General features: G+C 37.5%; 14 protein-coding genes. 2 read left to right on the top strand and 12 right to left on the bottom strand.

Annotated features, from left to right (window positions below; genetic code table 11):
* Positions 1-105: 105 nt before the first annotated feature.
* Complete coding sequence (nagX, locus tag H4J52_RS15305; protein ID WP_182180784.1) at positions 106-1,257, bottom strand: transmembrane glucosamine N-acetyltransferase NagX; 1,152 nt, start codon at positions 1,255-1,257, stop codon at positions 106-108.
* A gap of 192 nt (positions 1,258-1,449) precedes the next feature.
* On the opposite strand from nagX, the gene H4J52_RS15310 reads away from it, so the two are divergent.
* Together H4J52_RS15310 and H4J52_RS15315 are read left to right on the top strand one after the other, a co-directional pair.
* Positions 1,450-1,902 (top strand): TerB family tellurite resistance protein, encoded by a 453-nt coding sequence (locus H4J52_RS15310; protein ID WP_182180785.1) that lies wholly within the window; start codon positions 1,450-1,452, stop codon positions 1,900-1,902.
* Between the two features lie 69 nt (positions 1,903-1,971).
* The gene (locus H4J52_RS15315; RefSeq protein ID WP_182180787.1) at positions 1,972-2,802 is read left to right on the top strand and encodes a S1 RNA-binding domain-containing protein; all 831 of its coding nucleotides are present in this window, start codon (positions 1,972-1,974) and stop codon (positions 2,800-2,802) included.
* A 69-nt stretch (positions 2,803-2,871) separates the two neighbouring features.
* Here H4J52_RS15315 and H4J52_RS15320 read toward each other — a convergent pair whose 3' ends face one another.
* The 11 genes from H4J52_RS15320 to H4J52_RS15370 form a co-directional block, all read right to left on the bottom strand.
* Entirely contained in the window at positions 2,872-5,328 is a 2,457-nt protein-coding gene (locus H4J52_RS15320) for a TonB-dependent receptor (protein ID WP_182180789.1), read from the bottom strand.
* Positions 5,329-5,414: 86 nt separating this feature from the next.
* Positions 5,415-5,654 carry a hypothetical protein gene (locus H4J52_RS15325; protein ID WP_182225104.1) on the bottom strand — a complete coding sequence of 80 codons (240 nt, stop codon included), beginning with the start codon at positions 5,652-5,654 and terminating at the stop codon, positions 5,415-5,417.
* Between the two features lie 267 nt (positions 5,655-5,921).
* Complete coding sequence (gene tldD / locus H4J52_RS15330) at positions 5,922-7,361, bottom strand: metalloprotease TldD (RefSeq protein WP_182225106.1); 1,440 nt, start codon at positions 7,359-7,361, stop codon at positions 5,922-5,924.
* A gap of 9 nt (positions 7,362-7,370) precedes the next feature.
* Positions 7,371-8,225: a carbon-nitrogen hydrolase family protein gene (locus tag H4J52_RS15335; RefSeq protein ID WP_182225108.1), complete on the bottom strand. Its 855-nt coding sequence runs from the start codon at positions 8,223-8,225 to the stop codon at positions 7,371-7,373.
* Positions 8,218-12,165, bottom strand: coding sequence for a YhdP family protein (locus H4J52_RS15340; RefSeq protein ID WP_182180796.1), 3,948 nt, complete (start codon positions 12,163-12,165; stop codon positions 8,218-8,220). The genes H4J52_RS15335 and H4J52_RS15340 overlap by 8 nt, the downstream gene beginning before the upstream one ends.
* Before the next feature lie 141 nt (positions 12,166-12,306).
* Positions 12,307-13,773: a ribonuclease G gene (gene rng, locus H4J52_RS15345; RefSeq protein WP_182180799.1), complete on the bottom strand. Its 1,467-nt coding sequence runs from the start codon at positions 13,771-13,773 to the stop codon at positions 12,307-12,309.
* Entirely contained in the window at positions 13,770-14,378 is a 609-nt protein-coding gene (locus H4J52_RS15350; protein ID WP_182180828.1) for a nucleoside triphosphate pyrophosphatase, read from the bottom strand. Before H4J52_RS15350 ends, rng begins: the two co-directional genes overlap by 4 nt.
* Before the next feature lie 44 nt (positions 14,379-14,422).
* Positions 14,423-14,902 carry a rod shape-determining protein MreD gene (mreD, locus tag H4J52_RS15355; RefSeq protein WP_182180801.1) on the bottom strand — a complete coding sequence of 160 codons (480 nt, stop codon included), beginning with the start codon at positions 14,900-14,902 and terminating at the stop codon, positions 14,423-14,425.
* Positions 14,889-15,809, bottom strand: coding sequence for a rod shape-determining protein MreC (gene mreC / locus H4J52_RS15360; protein WP_182225110.1), 921 nt, complete (start codon positions 15,807-15,809; stop codon positions 14,889-14,891). Before mreC ends, mreD begins: the two co-directional genes overlap by 14 nt.
* A gap of 152 nt (positions 15,810-15,961) precedes the next feature.
* Positions 15,962-17,005, bottom strand: a complete 1,044-nt coding sequence (locus H4J52_RS15365; RefSeq protein WP_182180805.1) for a rod shape-determining protein — start codon at positions 17,003-17,005, stop codon at positions 15,962-15,964.
* Positions 17,006-17,262: 257 nt separating this feature from the next.
* On the bottom strand, positions 17,263-21,654 hold the full coding sequence (locus H4J52_RS15370) for a DUF6701 domain-containing protein (protein WP_182180807.1): 4,392 nt from the start codon (positions 21,652-21,654) through the stop codon (positions 17,263-17,265).
* Positions 21,655-21,830 lie beyond the last annotated feature (176 nt).

Raw genomic sequence — 21,830 nt, forward strand, 5'->3', positions numbered from 1 at the left:
ATAATTTATAACAATAACTTACCTACTTTATTTTTATTCATAGAGAAAAAAAAAGGCTGCACTTAAAAATCAGCCTTTTGAACTATTAGTACTTTTAACCAATATTTATACTTTTATAAAAATATTTCTTCGATATAGCCAATAAAGGACTAACCACTGAAGAAACACCATTCCACTAAAAATCATAAAGTGGTGCCAACCAACAGGCAAAATATTGATAATGCCACCAAAAATACTTTGTAACGTATATTGCCAATCAATGATGCTTGAACCTAAATAAGCGATGATTGAGTTTGTACCGATAACCGCGAAAAATTTAGCCCATAAGGTAAAATCTAATACATCAATAAGCCAATAAAAGAAGGTGAGTAAAAGTATACTGTAGCCAATAGTCACTAACGTAAATGAACTTGTCCATAATATTTTGTTAATAGGGAAAAAGATTCCCCATAAGTAACCTAACGCTAAAACAGATAAACCCATAATAGGCAAGCCAATTAATAGTTCTTTAGGAGATGATATATTTTTTATCATATAACGACCAATGAATACACCGGCTAGTGCATTTACTATAGAGGTAACGTTAGAGAGTATGCCTTCGGGGTCAATAGCCATTTCTTGATAAGTTATACCGGGTAATAAATTTTGATCAAACCAAGCGTTCAATGCACCGTTGGCTGAAAAATCGCCCCCTCCATAACCACCCAAAGTAACAAAATTTAAGAGTAGCCAATACCCTATTAAAAGAACGCCTGCGACTAACCATTGTGTTTTTTCACTCGCATACCAAACCAACATAGCAGCCACAAACCAAGCAATACCTATACGCCCCAAAACGCTAACATAACGAATGCCATCAAGTGATGCAGGGATACCGTTGCCCCAGCCATGGTTGTATAAGATACCAAAAATTATTAACAGCAATAAACGCTTAATACCATGATGTAAAATTGATTTTGCTTGCTCTGGTTCATAACTTGATAAGGGCTTTGCTGCAATACCTAAGCTAACACCCGATAAAAAAATGAAGAGTGGAAATATTAAATCATAAGCACGAAATCCGTGCCAAAGACTGTGTTCCATTTGCTCGGCAAATATCGCTAGAATAGGCCAACCGGTTAGTATGAACAATCCGGCAAATAAGCTTTCTGCACCCAAAATCCAAAACATATCAAAGCCACGTAAAGCATCAATAGAGAGTAGCCTTTTATTCTTTACTTTTGTTTTTTGAATTTTTAAGTATTGTTCACTCACCATTTTTAGACCTTTAATTAACACTATTTTTAACGCCCCACAAAAGACAGCGCTGTCATATTTATTTGCATCATAATATTACCAAGATGAAATAGCAATTAGACACAATTTGTTATCAAATATAATCATTATCTACTTGTTTTCTTTATTGCCGAGCGTAACAATAAAATGATCGTCTTAACTTAAGGAATGTAGATGCTTACTAAAATCAGTTCATTTTTTCAAAATCTAGCTAATGATTTAGCAGACAACGCCACAAAAGACAATGCTAACGAGGTTACTATAGAGCTAGCCTGTGCTGTACTTTTATGTGAGGTTATGCGTGCTGACGGACACTTTGATCAACATGAGCAAGCTAAGCTGGCTATCTTATTGGTCGAACAGTTTAATTTAAATGAAGAAGAAGTTAAGCAAGTTATTGACGAAGCATTAATGCAAAGTGAACAAGCAACTGATTTTTATCGATACACCTCAAAAATCAATCAACACTTTTCCATTGAGCAACGCATAACAATGGTCGAGCATTTGTGGAAAATGGCTTATGCTGATGGTGAACTGGTAAGTATTGAAGAGCATGTTATCCGTAAAATCGGCGATTTACTTCAGCTACGCCACGCTGAATATATTCAAACCAAACCAAGAAAATAACATCTTTCATTTTTGATATGCGTTATTATAGCGTTTAAGATTTCATATTAATTTTCTTGGTAAATTCAAATGGCCGATATTGGTAAATATAATACCCTTTCTGTAGTTGCAGTCACCGATAAAGGTGCTTATTTAGGTGGTGGGGAACTCGGTGAAGTATTGTTACCAAACCGTTTTGTTCCTGAAAATTGTAAAGTAGAAGATAAGATTACTGTCTTCATTTATCTCGACTCTGCTGAGCGCATCGTTGCCACAACCGATAAACCATTGGGTCAAGTTGATGAGTTTGTTTCATTAAAAGTTAAGCAGTTAAATAAAATGGGTGCTTTTCTTGACTGGGGTTTACCTAAAGACTTACTTGTTCCTTTCAACCAACAACACACCGCGATGGAAGAAGGGAAATATTATTTAGTACGCATTTTCCTTGATACCACAACAGACCGCATTGCCGCTTCAAGTAAACTCGACAAATATATTGATATTTGGCCTGCTGATTACCAAAAGTGGGATAAAGTTAAATTGATGATTGGTGGAAAAACTGACCTGGGTTTTAAAGCAATAATCAACGATAAACATTGGGGCTTGCTTTACGACAATGAGATTTTTCAGCCACTACGCGTTGGTAAAATTATTGACGGTTATATTAAAAATATACGTGAAGACGGCCGTATTGATTTGTCACTCTCTCGTTCAGGTGAAGGGAAAGTAAACGATTTCGCCGATAAATTATTGGCACATATTGCAGAAAACGACGGTTTTAGTCCATTGCATGACAAAAGTTCGCCTGAACTCATTCAGCGTATTTTAGGTGTTAGCAAAAAAACTTTTAAAGCTACTGTTGGAAACTTACTGAAGAAAGATAAAATTACTATTGAAAAAAGTGGTCTTCGACTTAAATAAATATTTTAATATGATTAATAATTTGTAGATGAGGTTTCAACCTCACCTACAAAGTTACTGTTTTACTTCTTAGAAACTCCCTCGAATACCTACCGTAAACCCTCTTGCAGGTAATGGTGAAACATTTTTAAGAAATGACGTATGCACTCGTGCTTCTTCGTCTGTTATATTATTCACTTTCAAAAATGCCACCATATCGTCGCCCAGTCCATCAATGAAAAAATTAATGTTAGCATCAATCATAGTGTAACCGCTTGTTTTACTTTCTAATTCAGCCGTATCTGATTGTTCAAAGTAATGAGTAGCACTTAGCTCAGCAGAATATTTGTCAGTAACATAGTTAAATTGACCACCAACACGCATCGGAGGAATTCTTGGTAAGTTATTGTTGTCATTATCTGTAAGCTTTGCGCGGATATAATCCGTAAATACCGTTGCTTTAAGCGTTGGCGTTAACTGATAAAACAACTCAGCTTCTACGCCATACATCACAACATTATTTTGTTGAAATACATAAACAGGTAAACCTTCACTTTCGTCTGCGTGGTCATCCTCAACAGCTTCATCGTGACTATCATGTCCGTCTTCTGCGAATAATCCGGTATTCGCTTGGTAATAATAATCGTCAATATGATTATAAAAAGCACTGGCAACGAAACCAAAGTCCCCTTCAAACTTTCTCCACGTGAGATCTAGATTATAAGCCGTCTCTAACTCAACATTTTGGTCAGACAAGTCTACATGTAGCTCATGGTGTTCTTCATGACTTTCCTCATGCACAGTAAATAATGCCCCGACTTCATAAGTACTTGTACCTATATGAGCACCGTTCGAAAACAATTCACTCGCTGAAGGTGCTCGCTGAGAAAACGCAGCAGAGAATCCTAAATTATAACCCGTTGAGTATTCCCATACAGCGCCTAAAGACGCACTTATAGGCGTAAAGCTTTGCTTATCAAAATAAACCGCTGCTTCGTTATGGTTGTCGAGTTCATCATCATGTTCATCATGCAAATCTACAGCGCCACTCGCACTCAGTTCTACATGCTCAACCCGTACCCCAACTTGCCACAAGACATTGTCTACATGTTTTTCTTCAAGCCAAGCAACGGCAATAGATTCTGTATTCGAAGGAGGGGTGAATGCTTCTTCTCCAATCGCTTTAAAATCATTCTCTTTATAATGTAATGTCCATGCACCTTTCCAACCGTCAACAGCTTGATGGTAAAGATCAAAGCGTGTTTCTAACATCTCATTATTAAATTGAGTACCTACTTCACCTCCTTCAATTTCTTGATGTTGGTAATCTGTGTAAGCAGCTTTACTAATCAAGCGATTAATAAAACTGTCTTCAAAACTAATTTCACTCAATAGTTGATATCTGTCTTGTACTAAATCACCAAAAACAGCGCCTTCTTCACTGATTTCAGTTCCTGTTTCTTCATGTTCTTCATCACCGTGTTCTGAATGCCCAGGAATACCGTAAGTTCTTTCCATTCGTCCATACGAAACACCAATATATCCTGCGTCAAACAAATAACTTGAACCAACGGTAAAACCTGATGACTTCGAGGCACTGTTCTCTAGAATACCTTTAGTTTCTTCGCCTTCATGTTCATCATGATCTTCTTCATGCTCATCATGGTCTTCTGCTGCAGTCGCATAGCCTGGGATCTTGTAATCATTTGATTCACGCCAAAAAGCATCAAGGTGTAAGGCTAAACTTTTGTAACCGGTATTAATACTTAACGTCGCTTCACTTTCATCAGCAACATCATTGTGTTTAAGTAAATAGTCAACCTGATTATCAATGGTTTTTGGTATTCTATTATCAACAACATTCACCACACCACCAATCGCGCCACTGCCATAAAAGAGTGTTGAAGGCCCACGTAAAACTTCTACCTGCTGTGCTGTACCAGCTTCGGCTGCAACCGCGTGGTCAGGTCCAACACGCGAAGCATCTCCTACGTCTAAACCATTTTGCGTGATCAACACTCTTGGTCCGTCCATACCGCGTATTATCGGACTACTTGCAACTGGGCCAAAATAACTTGAATGAACTCCGACTTCATTTTTCAGTGTTTCACCTAAAGTAGATGCTTGCTTTAAGCGCAAGTCGTCACCTGAAATAACATTCACCGGCAATGCTGACTCAATACTCGATGAATGCAAAGGTGTAGCATAAACATCGACCACTTCCATAACAGTAGCCCGCAGTGAAATTTTCACCTCGGTCATGTCTTTATCGGTAATGGTGAAATACTCGTTGATATGACTAAAGTTTTTAGCGCTAACATGAACTTCTACTTTACCAACACCAACGTCACTAAAAGTAAATTGGCCTTTTTCGTCAGTAACTACTTTATATTTAGTATTAACCAAAGAAACTTTAGCTTTCGCAATCCTGTTGCCATCGGCATCAAGTACTACGCCTGAAAACTGTTGCGCATGGCTGGCAGCGCCGACCATTAATAATGATAAGGCACACAAAGGTGCAATTTTATTGATATAAATTGATTTCATTTTTTTTCCAATAGATAGATCTAAAGGAGATTAGCGATTAAGCTAATTTCCTAAATTGTTTATTTTTGAACTGTGTTTATTTTTATCTATTGAATAGGGGGGGCACGTAACTGTGGTATCAAATAAAATGGCGTGTAACGATTAACTATAATTAACGTTTGCGTGAATTGTTGATAATTACTGAGGTTAACCCGTTTTAAGGTGATATTATTCTTTGGCGTATCAATGTTATGCTGACACAGTTTACATTGCTGTAATTCAACATTATCAGGTATTAATTCACCATGCGAACTATGACTAAGCGTGGCGCACAGAAATGCAGACATGATCAATAAACTTATTATTGATTGCCGACGCTGTGAAAAAAACTGTGTAAATAAAAAGTAATTACTACGCATAGGTTGTTACATTATAACAATTGATAGGTTATTTCAATCCCTGCAATAAGAAATAGTACTTCTTGTTATTAATATCCCGATTTATAGCAAAAAAATCGTGTTTTTATCCTACAGCGCAGCATAAAAAAGTCATCGACAATATACATTACCTATTGCCGGTGACTTTATATCACTAATCACTTTATTGAGTGTAAGTTACTGCGTACCACCAACCGTCATTCCGTCAATTTTTAACGTAGGTTGTCCAACACCAACAGGAACACTTTGCCCGTCTTTACCACAGACACCAACACCTGCATCAAGTTTTAGGTCATTACCGACCATACTGACATTCTTCATCGCTTCAGGACCACTACCAATTAACGTAGCACCTTTAATTGGCGAGGTAATTTCACCATTTTCAATAAGGTAAGCTTCAGAGCTGGTGAAAACAAATTTTCCAGAGGTAATATCAACCTGACCACCCGCAAAGTGCGGCGCATAGATGCCTCTTTTTACAGACTTAATGATATCTTTCGGGTCGTGTTCACCTGCCAACATATAAGTATTAGTCATTCTTGGCATAGGTAAATGCGCATAAGACTCACGGCGACCATTACCTGTAGGCGCGACGCCCATTAACTTCGCATTATGCTTGTCTTGCATATAGCCTTTAAGAATACCTTTTTCGATCAACACATTGTATTGTCCGGGTGTTCCTTCATCATCAATTGAAATTGAACCACGACGGTTAGCAATAGTACCGTCATCAACAATAGTGCATAAATCAGAGGTTACTTTTTGACCGATTTTTCCTGAAAATGCCGATGAGCCTTTACGATTAAAATCGCCTTCTAAACCGTGCCCAACCGCTTCATGCAATAAAACACCCGGCCAACCCGAGCCAAGTACCACAGGTAACATACCGGCCGGCGATTCTATTGCCACAACATTGACTAAGGCTTGACGAACCGCTTCTTCTGCATAAGCTAAATAACGCGCTTTACCATTTTCAAGCTCAAAGAAATAGCTATAATCTGTACGAGCACCACCACCTGCACTGCCCCGTTCACGTTTACCATTATCTTCAACGAGTACTGAACAATTTAAGCGAACCAGTGGGCGTATATCTGTCGCAAAGGTTCCATCACTAGCCGCAACAAGTATTTTTTCATAAACGCCCGATAAGCTTACAATAACTTGCTGAACACGTTTATCAATCGAACGTGCATGAGCTTCAACTTCATGCATCAAGGTGATTTTTTGTTCTTGCGCTAAACTGCCTAAAGGATCAATATCTTGATAAACTGATTTAACCGCTTGGCTTTTAAAAGCAAGTACTCGACCATTCTGTTCTGCATTAGCAATACCTTTAGCTGCGTCGGCTGCTTTTTGTAAAGCCATTGGAGATATGTCATCAGAATATGCAAAACCTGTTTTTTCACCTGATATTGCCCGTACCCCAACGCCACGTTCAATATTGTAAGAGCCTTCTTTGACTATGCCGTCTTCTAACATCCATGATTCATGGCTACTTGACTGAAAATATAAGTCCGCTAAATCAATTTTACGTTGATATATATTGTTTAACGTTTGATCTAAAAGATCTCGGTCAATTTGACTATCTGCTAAAAGTTCACGCTCAACACTATTCATATTTTTCACTTATCGTATTAATTTATTTAATTTTGGAGTTTTTAATGTGTTTTCAAATTGATTATGTTCGATAACAGGCATTGCTTTTCTTACTTTCTCTAGTGCTTCTCGAGAAAATTCAATACTAATGCTACCAATACCTTGCTCTAAACAAGTGAGTATTTCCCCCCAAGGACTGATAATCATACTGTGGCCCCATGTTTCTCGACCATTACAGTGAATACCCTGTTGACCTGCAGCGACAATATATACTTGATTTTCAATAGCACGTGCTTGTAATAATATTTGCCAATGTGCTTTACCCGTAACCGCAGTGAACGCACTGGGAACTGTAATAATATCAGCACCCAATTGCTGAAGCTTACGATAAAGCTCAGGAAATCTTAAGTCATAGCATATTGTTAAGCCAATATTGACCGTTTTACTTTTCAAGCAACAAATTTTATGACCTGCTTGAGTATAGCGAGATTCTCGATAACTTTTTTCGCTATCTTCAACATTCACATCGAATAAATGTATTTTATCGTACTGTATTAATTCTTCACCTTGTGGTGAAAAAATACAACTACTGTTCGTAAACTTGTCTTCAATTTTGGGTGAAGTGACCAGAGGAATACTGCCGGCGACTAAAAACACTTTATATTTTTTAGCCAATTGCGCAAGTTTGTCTTTTAATAAGAGTTTCGACACACTTAACTGCTCCGCGTCTTTTCCTCCAAAAAACAAGCAACACTCGGGTAACACAACAATATGTTCATCATTGGCTGAATGCGGTGCTAAGCGTGCTAGTTCAGCATCAATAATCACAAGGTTTTCTTCAACATTAGGCACTGAGCATAGTTGTATTGCCGTCAATCTAACCATCTAAGTTGATTTCCTTGTGATCTTTAATACCCTTATCTTTATTCCCAAAATCAACAGAGGGATTATTATTTTTTTGAGGTATGGTCTCAATAATTTCAGGGGGAGTTGAACGACCCACTTTAATATTTTGAGTTTTCTTATCAACAACTTTGATTACAGGTAACTCTATCGGCCCTGTAACTTCAATTTTATATTCAGAAACAACTTGAGAAGTAATAACACCATCGAGGGCCAGTGCGCCAATAAAGGTCAGCGGGTTTAATGTTGCGATCCAAGCAATTGCAGGTAAGCTTGACGTTAAATTAGGTTTATAAGACATTTTATAATCTAATACCTGATCATTTAAGTCGGTATTACCTTTAATAGACAAATCGCCTGCTGCACCTTTCATAAAGGTATTATCAGTATAAATCACACCGTTTTTAACTTCAAAATTACCTTTAATGGAATCATAAAACATACCATCACTAAAAATATCTCGAAAATCGAACTTCAATTTACGTACCAGTGACTGTAAGCTCAGTAATGAGAAGGCTCTAGCTGAATCAGGCACTTCTGCTAAATACCCATCAGAGAGTTCAACGTTGCTAATACCATTAAAATTTTCTAATTTGAAATCGAAAGGGCTACCCGTCCAATTAACTGCATAATCTAAGTCTAACTCACTATCTTTGATGGTTGAAGGGTAACCTAATTTTTCCATTTCACGATCAAAGTTTTTAGCTTGCAGCTGACCTGTAATGTTTGTTTGCGAAATATCTTTACTGTGTTGCCAGCTTGCATCAAAGTTTAATTGTGTTTTACCCCGTTTAGCCGTAAATTTCTTTATGGCTAAGGTATCGGCAGTGGATCGCTCAATCGAAAAATCAACGTCACCGAAATCAAAACGTCCATAGGTACAACTGGTACATTTTGCACGAATAGGTGGAATGTTAGCAAAAATAATATCGTTGCTGAGACTCTCTTCTAATGATTGTTGAATAGCGGTTTGCGTTGCAAGTTCATCTTCGACGGCTAAATGAATGAAGTCAGCATCAATATCTATGCCTTGCTGATGCCAGTCAGGATAAAATTTAGCTTTAACTCGCGCTTCTCTGGCTTGTAACTCAAGTAACCACCATTGTTCATTATCAAGTAAATTAAAAGACACGTCGGTCAATTCCTGCCCTAACACATCAAGTTTCGCAACCTGACCACGGATACGTTTAGGTGCACTTAACAGCGCAACACTGTTTTCTTGTGTATTCGCCGGCACTTGCGCTATTGCATCAAGAATATCTAAAATTAACGGCTGCCATTCAGTCACCGATGCCGTAAACAAATTAGTGGTTATATGGAAACCTTCGGTAGGCAACAGCATATTTTCATTACCGAGTACTAAATGTGCCTTATTAAATTGCACTTTACGATGATTTAATTCTCCATAAAAATTCAGCTCTTTACCTATTTGAGCATTAATGACTGATAAATTTTTCTGACCAGATACATTTACGAGCAGATTAACGGCTTCTCCAGCTATTTTTTTATAGGGGGACGGCAATGAAAAAGTTAATTTATCAAAAGTTGAATCAAGCAGTAACTCATAGGTAATACCACCTTGGCGATACATTCTAAGGCTTAAGTCACCTTGCCAATCTAACTGTCCGCTTCCATACTTTTTCAGTATTTCAGGTAGCTCTTTTTTCCAAGAAGATTCAGGCCATTTCGCTTGTAAGTTAATCAATGTTTGATAGTATTCACTGTGGTTGTTATTTGCTTCTATCGATAAGGCTAAAGGCATTTCGCGCCAATTTAACGTTAAGCCTGCGGTATTTATAACATCATTTTTGTAAGTTAACTCGCCATTAACTTCGGTAAAGTTCATGGCGGGCGCTTGTAGGGCTAATTGATTATTTTTAAATTCAACTTTACCACTAGCCACAACACTGTCGAGATCATTCAAAGGTAGATTTAGCGCAAAGCTACCCGAAATTTTTTGTGATACTTGTAACTGGTTTAGGGTTTCTCCCACCGTTTTAACCAGCGGACTATTATTCATTAAGTCACTTACTGCACTGGGTTGGGTATCTTTAAATTTCGCTGCAACCGTCAATATTTGCTGACCTTCTAAATCATCAATAGCAACCTTAACACCCGTAACATCAATACCCGTGAGTTCACCACCTCGAGCTGTTATTAGCATACTGTTGTTGGTGAAATTTAAGTTAGCAGAAAAGTCATTAATCACAGGCCAGTTTGAGTCAAACTGAAATTTACTCTTCTTTAATTCAGCATCAACAACAAAAATGCCACTATTATCATTAAAAGGAAATTTATTTAAGGGGCCATTAAAAAGAACCTGAGCTTGTTCAAACTCTCCTTCAATAATGGCTGCATTTAGATAGTCAACAAGATTGTTTCCCATCAATAAATGAGGGTAATAATAGTCAGCAAGCTTAGCATCACCACGGTGCACATTCGCGAGTAATGCCATCGTAATGGCTTCATTGTCTTGTGCTTTAATTGCTATATCTGCGGTGGCGTGCAATTGCTTTGATATCATTTCAATTTGCTGAACTTTCACTGATAAGTTAACAGCGGCGAAGTCCACATTTACTTGAGCAGCAATTGATTGATAGGGAATAGGATAGATAAAGTGTTTATCAAAATCGAGCTGGCCATTTTCTGCTAACAGCTTAATCTGCAAATTTTGTTGAGCAAAGCTAAGTGCTCCACTGACATTTTCTATACCCGGAATGCCTTGGCTAAATGAAGAAGTAACGTCTGAAAATCGTGCCAGAGCTTTAATATCATCATTATTATCACTTTTCAGTAAATAAACGTCACTAATTTGACCTACTGGCGACAAATTATTTAATAATACTTGGCTTTCGGGATGCCCAGAAAAAAGTGGATAAAGATCAGCTAAACCAAAGAGCTCTAACGAAGAAATGTAAGTCAGCAAACCATTAGTTGTTCTTTGGGTACTTATGGTCAAAGGCAGCCAGGCCCTGTCATTCGTATAAAATTGTAGGGGTGTTGTGGTGGTCGTTATGTTGTTGGTATCATCAAAATTCTCAACAAGTATATTGCCTTCGTTTATACGAATAGAGTGCAGCTCATCATTGAAAAGCCAACTCACTTCATTGTCACCTAACGCTATTTGTAATTTATTAGCCTTACCTTTGTTTAGAGTGTACCAAGCACTAAAATTAACGGATGAATATGTTTTTTCATTTTCGATTGCAAATATTTTATCGAGCCAAGGAGTAACATTTAGTTTGTTTGCTTGAAAGTACAACTGACCACTTAACTCTCGAAGATTTTGCCCTGAAGCGTCAAGGTTAAATTTAATGTTATTTGACGTTAACCCATCAATTAGCATACTGCCCGTAGCACGATGACGGTTGCCACTGTTCACCCAAACAAGTTGGTCAACGAGAAAAGTTCGGGTTATCGCCTCATCTTTTAAGGTGATTTTGCTATTTGTCAGGGTAAAACGGTTAATCTGCTGAAATAAAGCATCGGTAATCGTCTCGATAAGTGAGCTATCTTCTGCGGTGTTATCTTTTTCTTCTAATAATATTTTATCAAAAAAGATTTGCGCCCCAACTAATGTTATATCTTGCGTGATTAACTTTTGATGTCGTAAGCTTCCCCAAAAATCAATCGTTAACTCCATGCTTGCAACAAATACATCAGCCGTTTCAGTATCAAGCACATTAACTTGTTCAACAACGATTGTCGGCCCATTAACGCCCCACTCCATGGCTAATGAGCCAATGGTTATGTGCGTATCATAAGTTTCATTAAGGTAGTGTTGAAAGTTTTGATGGAAATTATGTGCATACGGTAGAGATATACGAAACGCACTGATCAATACGGCAAAAAGTACTAACAATATTGCCAATACTTTATACAGTCTATTTAACCAACGATTCGAAACAGCTGAAATACTCATAAAATGAATTTACTACATACTCTATTAGATTAATGTTTACTTTAATTGGTTAATTTATTTACTGTGTAACTAAACCCTGGAACTATCACCTACATGTTAGTATCAAGATCATACAAAAAGGCTACCATTAGTCGTTTAAAATCACATCATAATCACATCAAATTGCTCTTGATTATACATGGATTCTGTCTGAACTTTAATTTGCTTACCTATAAACACTTCTAACTCAGCAAGGTGATGATATTCGTCATTAATTAATGACTCACTTACCGCAGAAGAAGCATAAACAATAAACTTGTCTGAATCATATGCTCGGTTTACTCGGACGATTTCACGTAAAATTTCAAAACAAACAGTTTCCACAGTTTTCAAATGTCCACGGCCTGAGCACACTGAACATTCACCACAAAGCACATGCTCTAAACTTTCACGGGTACGTTTACGTGTCATTTCAACTAAGCCCAGCTTAGAGAATTTACTGATGCTATATTTAACCTTGTCTTTCGCCATCGCAACATCTAAGCTGTGTAAAACACGTTTTTGATGCTCTACACTGTTCATATCGATAAAGTCGACAATAATAATGCCACCTAGATTTCTAAGTCTGAGCTGTCGGGCAATAACTTGTGTTGCCTCTAGATTAGTATTGAAAATGGTTTCTTCTAGATTACGATGACCAACAAACCCACCTGTATTTATATCAATAGTGGTCATGGCTTCAGTTTGGTCGATAATTAAGTAGCCACCTGACTTTAAGTCAATTCTTCGATGTAGTGCTCTTTGTATTTCATTTTCAACATCAAACAAATCGAAGATAGGTCGTTCACCTGGATAACATTCTAAAACTGGCGTTAAATTAGGCACAAACTCTTCTGTAAACTCTCGTAGCTGTTCATAGGTAAGTTTTGAATCGATACGAATTCGTTCGAAATCGATACCAACGAAATCACGTAACACACGAAATGCCAATGACAAGTCTTGATATATAGGCGTTTTGAATTGCTTTCTTTTTTTACGGTCTTGTACTTTTTTCCAAACACGACGTAAAAATTCAGCATCATGTTTTAATTCTTTTTCGTCAGCACCTTCAGCAGCAGTTCGCACAATAAAACCATGCTCTTCGCTGCAGTATGGCGTAATAATATCTTTAAGACGATTACGTTCTTTAGCGTGTTCAATTCGTTGTGAAATACCTGCATGGTTTGCATTGGGCATTAACACTAAGTATCGAGCTGCCACGGTAATGTCTGTGGTTAAGCGCGCACCTTTTGTGCCAAGCGGGTCTTTAATGACCTGAACGACAATTTGCTGGCCCTCATGTACTAACGCTCTTATGTCTGGCACATGATCTGCGGGTAAGTCATCATTATTGATAATCAGTTTGGTATTGATATCTGACGCATGTAAAAAAGCCGCTTTATCTAAATTAATATCAATAAAGGCGGCTTGCATACCCGGCAGTACTCGAATAACTTTACCTAAATAAATATTACCCACTAATCCTCGACGAGATTCACGCTCTACATGTACTTCTTGCAACACACCGTTTTCTATTAGCGCAACACGTGTCTCACTTGGGGTTACATTAATCAGTAATTCACCACTCATAGAGTTTCTCCGTCCCTTAGATACGTTGCTGGGTCTTGAATAGGTGTAGGTAAACCAAGCTCAGCTAATAGTTTTGCTGTTTCATACAAAGGTAAACCGACCACGGCAGAATAACTACCTTTAATTTGTGTCACAAATTGTCCGCCAATACCTTGGATACCATAAGCGCCAGCTTTATCACGCGGTTCACCGGTATGCCAATAACGTTGGATTTCTTCAATGGTCAGCGCTTTAAAGGTAACATCAGTAGAAATGATGGCAGAAGAGATTTGATTATTCTTTACCGCTGCAATTGCGGTAAAGACTTGATGAGTATTGTTTGACAGCATGAGTAATTGCTGGCAACACGCTTCAATATTTTCAGGTTTACCCAAAATATGTTGTTTAAAAATAACGCTAGTGTCTGAGCCAAGCACCACGCAGTCTGCCGCAAGATCCTTTGAAACCACTTTTGCTTTTTCAATCGCTAAACGTAAAACATAGTCTCGAGGTAATTCATTACCGAGAATACTTTCATCAATATCAGCTGAAACAGTTTTAAATTGATAGCCCAGTTGACTGAGTAATTCTTTTCTTCGGGGTGACTGTGAGGCTAAAACTAACATAGGCTTCATACAAATTTACTCAATTAACGGGTGGAGAATAGGCACTAAGTTATACGAAAGTGACGACGTACTTTTCTTAATAATAAAAACGCCCATGGCCAAAGTACTATCGTGGTGATCACCGGATATAAATAGCTGGGGAGAAACACCGCATCGGTTAAAAACCGCTGCATCCAAAAAACAATTAAATGGTATAAAGCGGATAAAACACCCACAATAAGAGATTGTTGCCAAACAGAGAAATTTCGAATTTTTTGGAAGTTCCCAGCAATAATATAAACGACCATAGCCATTGCCATCATGTGCACACCCAGGATAGAACCGAGTAAAACATCAAGTAAGAAACCAACAAAACCAGCGGTAATAACATTCACTCGCCCAGGTAACGCCAAACACCAATAAACAAGTACCACCAATACCCAATCTGGACGAAAGGCATCAATACTTAGTGGTAATGGCATAATACTGGCAATTAAAGCAATAACTGTAGTAAACATAATAATCAAAATATTACGAATCGGCATTGTTTATTCCTGTGTCATTGTCACTTTTTTTATTCACTAATTTATCTGGTGCTGCTTTGTTTTGTGAAGGCGCAAAAATTCCAGGGGCTTTTTCAGGCCAAAGTAACAGTAAGTAACGCAATCTGTCTATTTTAGCCACCGGCTCACTTTGAACCAGTGCAAAGGCATTAGCGTCATTTTGTATAACGGTGGTAACCCGAGCAACAGGATATCCTTCAGGGTATTTATCGCCAAGACCCGACGTTACGAGTAAATCACCACTGCGAACATCCGTACTATGTTGTACAAAATTATGTGTTAGCCTGTCTATTTGCCCAGTACCTGATGCAACTAAACGAACACCATTACGACTGACTCTTACCGGTACCGCGTGCGTAACATCAGTAATTAAAATGACTCGACTGCTGTTTATGCCCACATGCAAAACTTGTCCAACAATACCTTCATCATCAATGACTGGCTGCCCTTCAAAAAGGCCGTCGTCACTCCCGCGGTTAATAACCACTTGATGACTGTAAGGATCAGAATCTACTGACAATATTTCAGCAACCATTTTCTTGACTTCACCTCTTAGTGGCGAAGCAAGCAATAAGCGTAAACGTTCATTTTCTTTTTTTATAATTTCCAATGCCAGTAATTGCTGATGGAAACGTAATTCTGAAATTTTATATTGTTGGTTTTCGCTAATCAGTTGTCGTCGGGTAATAATATTTTCTGACGCCCAGGTCATTATCTGTTTAGGCGTGGTCGCTAAATACTGTAAAGGACTTACCATAGACTGCAAATAGCCACGAATGTTCTCGAAACTATTCACTTTATGGTCGAAAAAAATTAAAGATATAGAACAAAACAGCACCAACAAAAGTCGGTGCTGAGGAGAAGGGCCATGTTTAAATATTGGATTCATAAGTTAAACTTGTATAAATGCTAATTTATCGGCGGCCATGTAGACTAAAGACAAGAAGAATGAACTGAGTTGACGCGCGTCAATGAACATCTTCACAATGTCGTTAATTAACATGGCAATAAATAATTAGTATGACTTATTCGTAAGAACATTTACTCATAAGAAAATAGGTCGCCACCATGCATGTCTATCATTTCAAGCGCTTTACCACCACCAAGAGCCACACAAGTTAGTGGGTCATCAGCAACTACAACAGGAATACCTGTTTCTTCCATTAATAAGCGATCTAAATCTTTTAATAATGCACCGCCGCCAGTAAGCACCATACCGCGTTCTGAAATGTCAGAGGCCAATTCTGGTGGCGCTTGCTCTAAAGCAACCATAATAGCACTAACAATACCGGTTAATGGCTCTTGTAATGCTTCCAATATTTCATTGCTGTTTAAGGTAAAACTACGAGGAACACCTTCGGCTAAATTACGGCCACGCACTTCAATTTCTAAGACTTCTTCACCTGGATAAGCTGAGCCTATTTCATGCTTGATGCGCTCCGCCGTTGCTTCACCGATTAAACTGCCAAAGTTACGACGTACATAATTGATAATGGCATCGTCAAATTTATCACCTCCGATGCGAACCGATGAAGAATATACTACACCATTCAATGAGATAATACCCACTTCTGTCGTACCGCCGCCAATATCGACCACCATAGAACCGGTGGCTTCTGAGACAGGCATACCAGCACCAATAGCGGCAGCCATAGGTTCGTCAATTAAATAAACTTCACGTGCGCCAGCACCAAGGGCTGACTCACGAATGGCACGACGCTCAACTTGAGTTGAACCACAAGGCACACAAACGAGTACACGAGGACTTGGGCGTAAAAAGTTATTACTGTGCACTTGCTTAATAAAATACTGAAGCATTTTTTCAGTAACAAAAAAGTTAGCAATAACACCATCTTTCATTGGGCGAATAGCTTCAATATTACCCGGCGTTCTGCCGAGCATTTGTTTTGCAGCAGAACCGACTGCAGCTACACTTTTTGAACCACCAGAGCGGTCTTGACGAATAGCAACTACCGAAGGCTCATTTAAAACAATACCTTGGTCTTTTACATAAATAAGAGTGTTCGCCGTTCCTAAATCTATTGATAAATCGTTAGAAAACATGCCGCGTAATTTTTTAAACATAAGGTCAAAATATCCTACAAATGGTGCTAAGGCACTAAATTGCCAAAACGACTAAAATTCTACCACATATTAATTTAATCAATAAATTAGTATTAAAAATAACAAGTAAGAATGTTCAGTATTTAATTAAAAGTTATAACACTTAATCATACCCCAGACTTTAGGAAATGTGTTGTCTGTTTGTAAAAAAACACCTTTAAATAGATGTTTTTTAGGTTTTATTTATTAAAAGAGATAAAAGCAACGAAATTGCTAAGCTAATTACCTATTTCTCGCCATGATATAATACGATCGTTGCCCCGGTATACGCCAAAGGTCGCTGTTGCTGATGGGTTTTGATTATATGGACCATCAAAATTATTATTTGCATTTAGCCAGTCAAACTGTAACCAAACGGGTGCAGTATATTCAACATTAATGTCCCCTTGTGCATTTGTTGCTGTTAGCTCAATAATTTGACTATAGCCATTTTTTAATTGACTTGTTTCCAAAGTGATCCCCGATAAATTTTTGTCTAAAGTTCCATCAGTTAAAATAATCTCATTATTCTCGCTCGAAATAGACAAACAGGAATCGTCAGTATTCGTAACATACTGTCCATTTTCAGCTAAATATTGTGCATACATAGGCTGTGAAATATTTGAAATTTCAGGACCAAAACTATTTTCAACTATTAAACGACCAAAGCGAACATTGACACCGATATTCTCCTGAGAAGTAAAACTCGGATTTAAAAAGTATGAACCATTGCTATCATCTGGTTTAATCGTGATGCCATCATTATCAATAATACTATTTATTGGTATTTCAAATGCGGCATAGAAAGGGGCTATGACACTGTTAGCATTTCTCAAGTAAGTAAAGTGATGTTGATCAGATAATCTGTATTTTAATATACCATCTTCAATACTTATAAAACTCCCTACGGCACTAACATCAGCCAGTAACGGTAAACCATTAGCATGAATGCTTAATGGTGAACTGAAGCTCACATCATTATTATCAAGTTTAACAAAATCACCCATATAATTTTTTGTAAGACCATAATTAGCATTGTAAGCAGTAAGAGTTAATATTGGCTCTACACCATATTTAATTGAGCCTACCTCAACATTATTATCTATCGTTTTTTGTCCGCTATAAACCCAAGAGTTAATTATGCAAGTATCATTGTGATTAGCCGTAATACTTCCTGCTTCACTCGTCTCATTATTATCTACAATCGTTTGAATGAAATACGCAGGTGTAAAGCGTCCAACATTCTCGCTTCCTTGCGCATAACTAGCGACATTACTCACGGTTTGCTGTTCACGTAAGGCTACCTTTAGTAAACCAACTTCACTAAATTTCACTTCACTGTCTTGAAATTCACCCGCCATAAAACTTAATATTTTTCCACCACTGTAATCATTCGCGGTAACTGTTGAGGTAATACTGCCATCATTGTAAGTTAAAAACCCATCAAAACCATTACTGATAGGAGCAATACGTTGTAAACTTAGCTCCACTGATTTATTTGTAAAATTAGCTGTTTTATCACCTTGTCGATTAATCGCTTCAACTAATAAATTAAATTCAAGACCTGCTTGCTGAGTTACTGTGCCTGCTTCGGCAGTTTGTTCAGTTAAAGCTTGTTGATAAGCGTTGGTTGGATATATACCAAAAGCATACGGACGCACGTAAAAAGCAGAATTGCCGAATAAAGTTACAGCCGGATTTTCAGATGTGGCAGCGATAGTATGCTTAGCATGCAATACAATATTACCCGCATCAAAGTAAGTATTGTTACCGAGTAAAGCTGTTGAATTAGCACCAAAAGTAAGATTAATTGTTTGGTAACTATCGATGTTACCAGCACGGTTTTGGTTAATTTCATTAGAGGCTATCGTATATTTTTTATCGCTTATGCGATCTGGCGATATCATTTCAATCGCAAAATCTACCTTTTTAGGTTCATTGAATACACCCACACAAACTCCATTATTATTGCTTACCGCTTGAATGGTTAAACCAGTATTGGCAACACCTGCCACTTCAATATCATCAATACCTGAAAAAATAAAACCCGCATCGGCAAACGTCATTATACAGATATTGTTTGTACACACCTCTTCACTACTCGTCGACGAGATAGTTTCATTTGCAATTGATAAGGTAATATTTTCACTTACCGTGTAATTAAAATCGACATCAGTACTGCCAATAAATGTTGTTGTTGTATTTACAGTATTACTTCCCCCTGTCGCCACTAAATCAAGCGTAATTTCTTCATTACTCTCAATACAATCGCTACCGTCATATACATTAGTACAGGCGCTTACAACAACCGTTTCTATATCGCAGGTTAGCCCTTGTCCATCATGTTGAATGCGATAATGGTTTATATTATTTACACAATCAAAATTTTCGTCCATATCAGTTTGAATTTCGTTTTGAGTTAATACTTTTGAATAAATTCTAACTTCATCAAACTTACCGTTAGCAGAGTCATCAGGTGTGTAATAACTTGTTGTGTTATCGCCAAAAATTAACGTTCCTAATTCACCTAATTGGCCATTGGTACTCTCTGTTTGTTCAACGACACTAGAAGCGTCAACATACAGTTGAAAAGTGTCATTATCAAAATCCCAAGTAACGGTGAGATAATACCAAGTATTGGGTAAACGTGCGGTAACGTTAGGCTCAGTAACTGAAAAATCACTGTCATTTGAATCTTCAAATCTAAAGTCTAAGCGGCCATCAGATTTCAATCTTAAAACAAAGTACTTATTTTTTGATGTCGATGTGTGTTCTGCCAATGTGGCATCAAATAAAACCCGATTAAAATTATCGTCTGCCCACCCGTTATTGCTGTTGAACCAAAAGCTTATTGTGCCTTTATTACCAATATCATCGTCTGCATCTAAACTACTTGAGAAGGCATTTTCTGTTGATGTGTCACTATTTTTACCATTACTGTCAAACCCTCGACAATACTGACCATTCGTAATTGACTCTCCTCCATCATTTAAACCGTGGTTACCCACGTCACTATTGTCGTTAATTTGAGATGAAAAATCCAATTGCTCAAATCGATAAAAAGCTAATAAACTACAACTAACCTCTGCTCTGAGACTACCGTCATAGTTTTTCCCATTATATTCGTTATCATACAGGCTATTTATTTCTGTAGTGGAAAGTACTAGGGCATATATCTTAAATTCATCAATCAATCCTTCAAAACTTTGCGATGAGTTAAAATCACCACTATAATCGTCTTGTTCTTGCCCGATAACAATGCTGTCAGAATAAGGAACAGAGAGTTTCCCGCTGCCAACTCCAGTATCACACTCTTGATAATCACCATCAACAAACAAGCAGACTTTGTCATTTTCACGCGTTACAAGTAAGTGATGCCACTGACCATCAGTCAACTCAATCTCACTACTCAATGTTTTGCTGTCATCTTTTATTTTTACCTTAACGTCTTTATTATCCTTAAGGTAAATTTCTAATTCATCATCCTTTTTATTTTTCCCCAATGCTTGAAAAATTTCTTGTTGACTTTTATCTTTATTGGTATTTATCCATAGTGAGAGTGTAAAATTGTTAAGCCCATCGACAACACCTCTAGGAACGCTTAGCCAATCACTAGTATCTGTTTTAGAAAGATCCAATGCATTATTTATTTGAGCGTCGTCCGCTGATTCATCAATGCCATAGATGCCCGCATTATAGTTCTCTGTTTTATCTATAACTTCAAACCCTAAACCAGTGTAGGTACATTCATCAAAACGATAATCAACAATGGGGTGAGCTGCTACCTCAACTTCACAAATTTCACCAAAATCAGCGTTAAAAACGTTGCCGTCATAAGTTAATGTCGAGTTGGAATTAAGGATCACTGTTTGTCCAGATGCAACACCGAACAAATAACTTGCAGAATTAAAGGTTATATTTTTAGCATAAAGTGCACCCGAGAATGTAGAACTACTGCCAAAGGTTACATTACCATCCACATACATAACCAATTTACTCGTATCACCTGTTTGATTTACAGCATTAGAATTAATAGTAACGGGTGAGGTAAAATTGATATTTGAATCTATAATTACTTTAGCTGTGCCTGCACCCACCACATTTATTTGAGTCTGAGAACCAACCGAAAAGCTGCTAATATAATAGGTTTTCCCACCAGATAAGTTCAGGGTATTATTATAGCCAACAGCGAGTTGTTCAAAAAAATATACGTCATGATTATCACTAAAATTTAACGTTGCATTAGCACTAGAGGATACTTGATTATAGTTGTTAACAGTTGTTGTTCCAAAAGTCGTTATTTGGGAACCAGGAGGATTATAATTAACAGAACCACCACCAGACAAAAAGTTAATACTGACTGTTTCTGCTGAAATATTTGACGCTGTACAATCGGCACTACTACAGCTGTTGATATTCGAACCAGCATTGTGACTTACTTGTCCAGTAGCTAATTCAGTGTCTGGATTATTAATAAGTCGGGCATTATAGCCAAAGGTTATCTGACTATTACCACTGCTATTGCCATGAGTAGCAATAACATCAGGAAATACCACCTGACATTGTGCTGCAATTGCCGAGTATTGAACAAAAACACATAAAAAAATAACAGAGATACTACGAAACAGCATTGTGAATTCCCTAACGAGAAAAAGAAGTATAATCAATATACTAAAGTTACCTTTAAGTATTACTGATAACAAGTAGTGGCTAGTGTTTATTATAGTATCGAGTAGCTAAAAACAATTATTTAAGGGTCTATAATTGTTTTTAGGACAATAAAAAGCCCCGCAATGGCGAGGCTGTT

This window comes from Colwellia sp. MB02u-14 (genome assembly GCF_014076915.1).
Classification (GTDB): domain Bacteria; phylum Pseudomonadota; class Gammaproteobacteria; order Enterobacterales; family Alteromonadaceae; genus Colwellia_A.

What these genes read in the sequence shown, in the direction of transcription:
- nagX (WP_182180784.1), bottom strand. Translation starts at nt 1,257, where the DNA reads ATGGTGAGTGAACAATACTTAAAAATTCAAAAAACAAAAGTAAAGAAT.
- H4J52_RS15310 (WP_182180785.1), top strand. Translation starts at nt 1,450, where the DNA reads ATGCTTACTAAAATCAGTTCATTTTTTCAAAATCTAGCTAATGATTTA.
- H4J52_RS15315 (WP_182180787.1), top strand. Translation starts at nt 1,972, where the DNA reads ATGGCCGATATTGGTAAATATAATACCCTTTCTGTAGTTGCAGTCACC.
- H4J52_RS15320 (WP_182180789.1), bottom strand. Translation starts at nt 5,328, where the DNA reads ATGAAATCAATTTATATCAATAAAATTGCACCTTTGTGTGCCTTATCA.
- H4J52_RS15325 (WP_182225104.1), bottom strand. Translation starts at nt 5,654, where the DNA reads ATGTCTGCATTTCTGTGCGCCACGCTTAGTCATAGTTCGCATGGTGAA.
- tldD (WP_182225106.1), bottom strand. Translation starts at nt 7,361, where the DNA reads ATGAATAGTGTTGAGCGTGAACTTTTAGCAGATAGTCAAATTGACCGA.
- H4J52_RS15335 (WP_182225108.1), bottom strand. Translation starts at nt 8,225, where the DNA reads ATGGTTAGATTGACGGCAATACAACTATGCTCAGTGCCTAATGTTGAA.
- H4J52_RS15340 (WP_182180796.1), bottom strand. Translation starts at nt 12,165, where the DNA reads ATGAGTATTTCAGCTGTTTCGAATCGTTGGTTAAATAGACTGTATAAA.
- rng (WP_182180799.1), bottom strand. Translation starts at nt 13,773, where the DNA reads ATGAGTGGTGAATTACTGATTAATGTAACCCCAAGTGAGACACGTGTT.
- H4J52_RS15350 (WP_182180828.1), bottom strand. Translation starts at nt 14,378, where the DNA reads ATGTTAGTTTTAGCCTCACAGTCACCCCGAAGAAAAGAATTACTCAGT.
- mreD (WP_182180801.1), bottom strand. Translation starts at nt 14,902, where the DNA reads ATGCCGATTCGTAATATTTTGATTATTATGTTTACTACAGTTATTGCT.
- mreC (WP_182225110.1), bottom strand. Translation starts at nt 15,809, where the DNA reads ATGAATCCAATATTTAAACATGGCCCTTCTCCTCAGCACCGACTTTTG.
- H4J52_RS15365 (WP_182180805.1), bottom strand. Translation starts at nt 17,005, where the DNA reads ATGTTTAAAAAATTACGCGGCATGTTTTCTAACGATTTATCAATAGAT.
- H4J52_RS15370 (WP_182180807.1), bottom strand. Translation starts at nt 21,654, where the DNA reads ATGCTGTTTCGTAGTATCTCTGTTATTTTTTTATGTGTTTTTGTTCAA.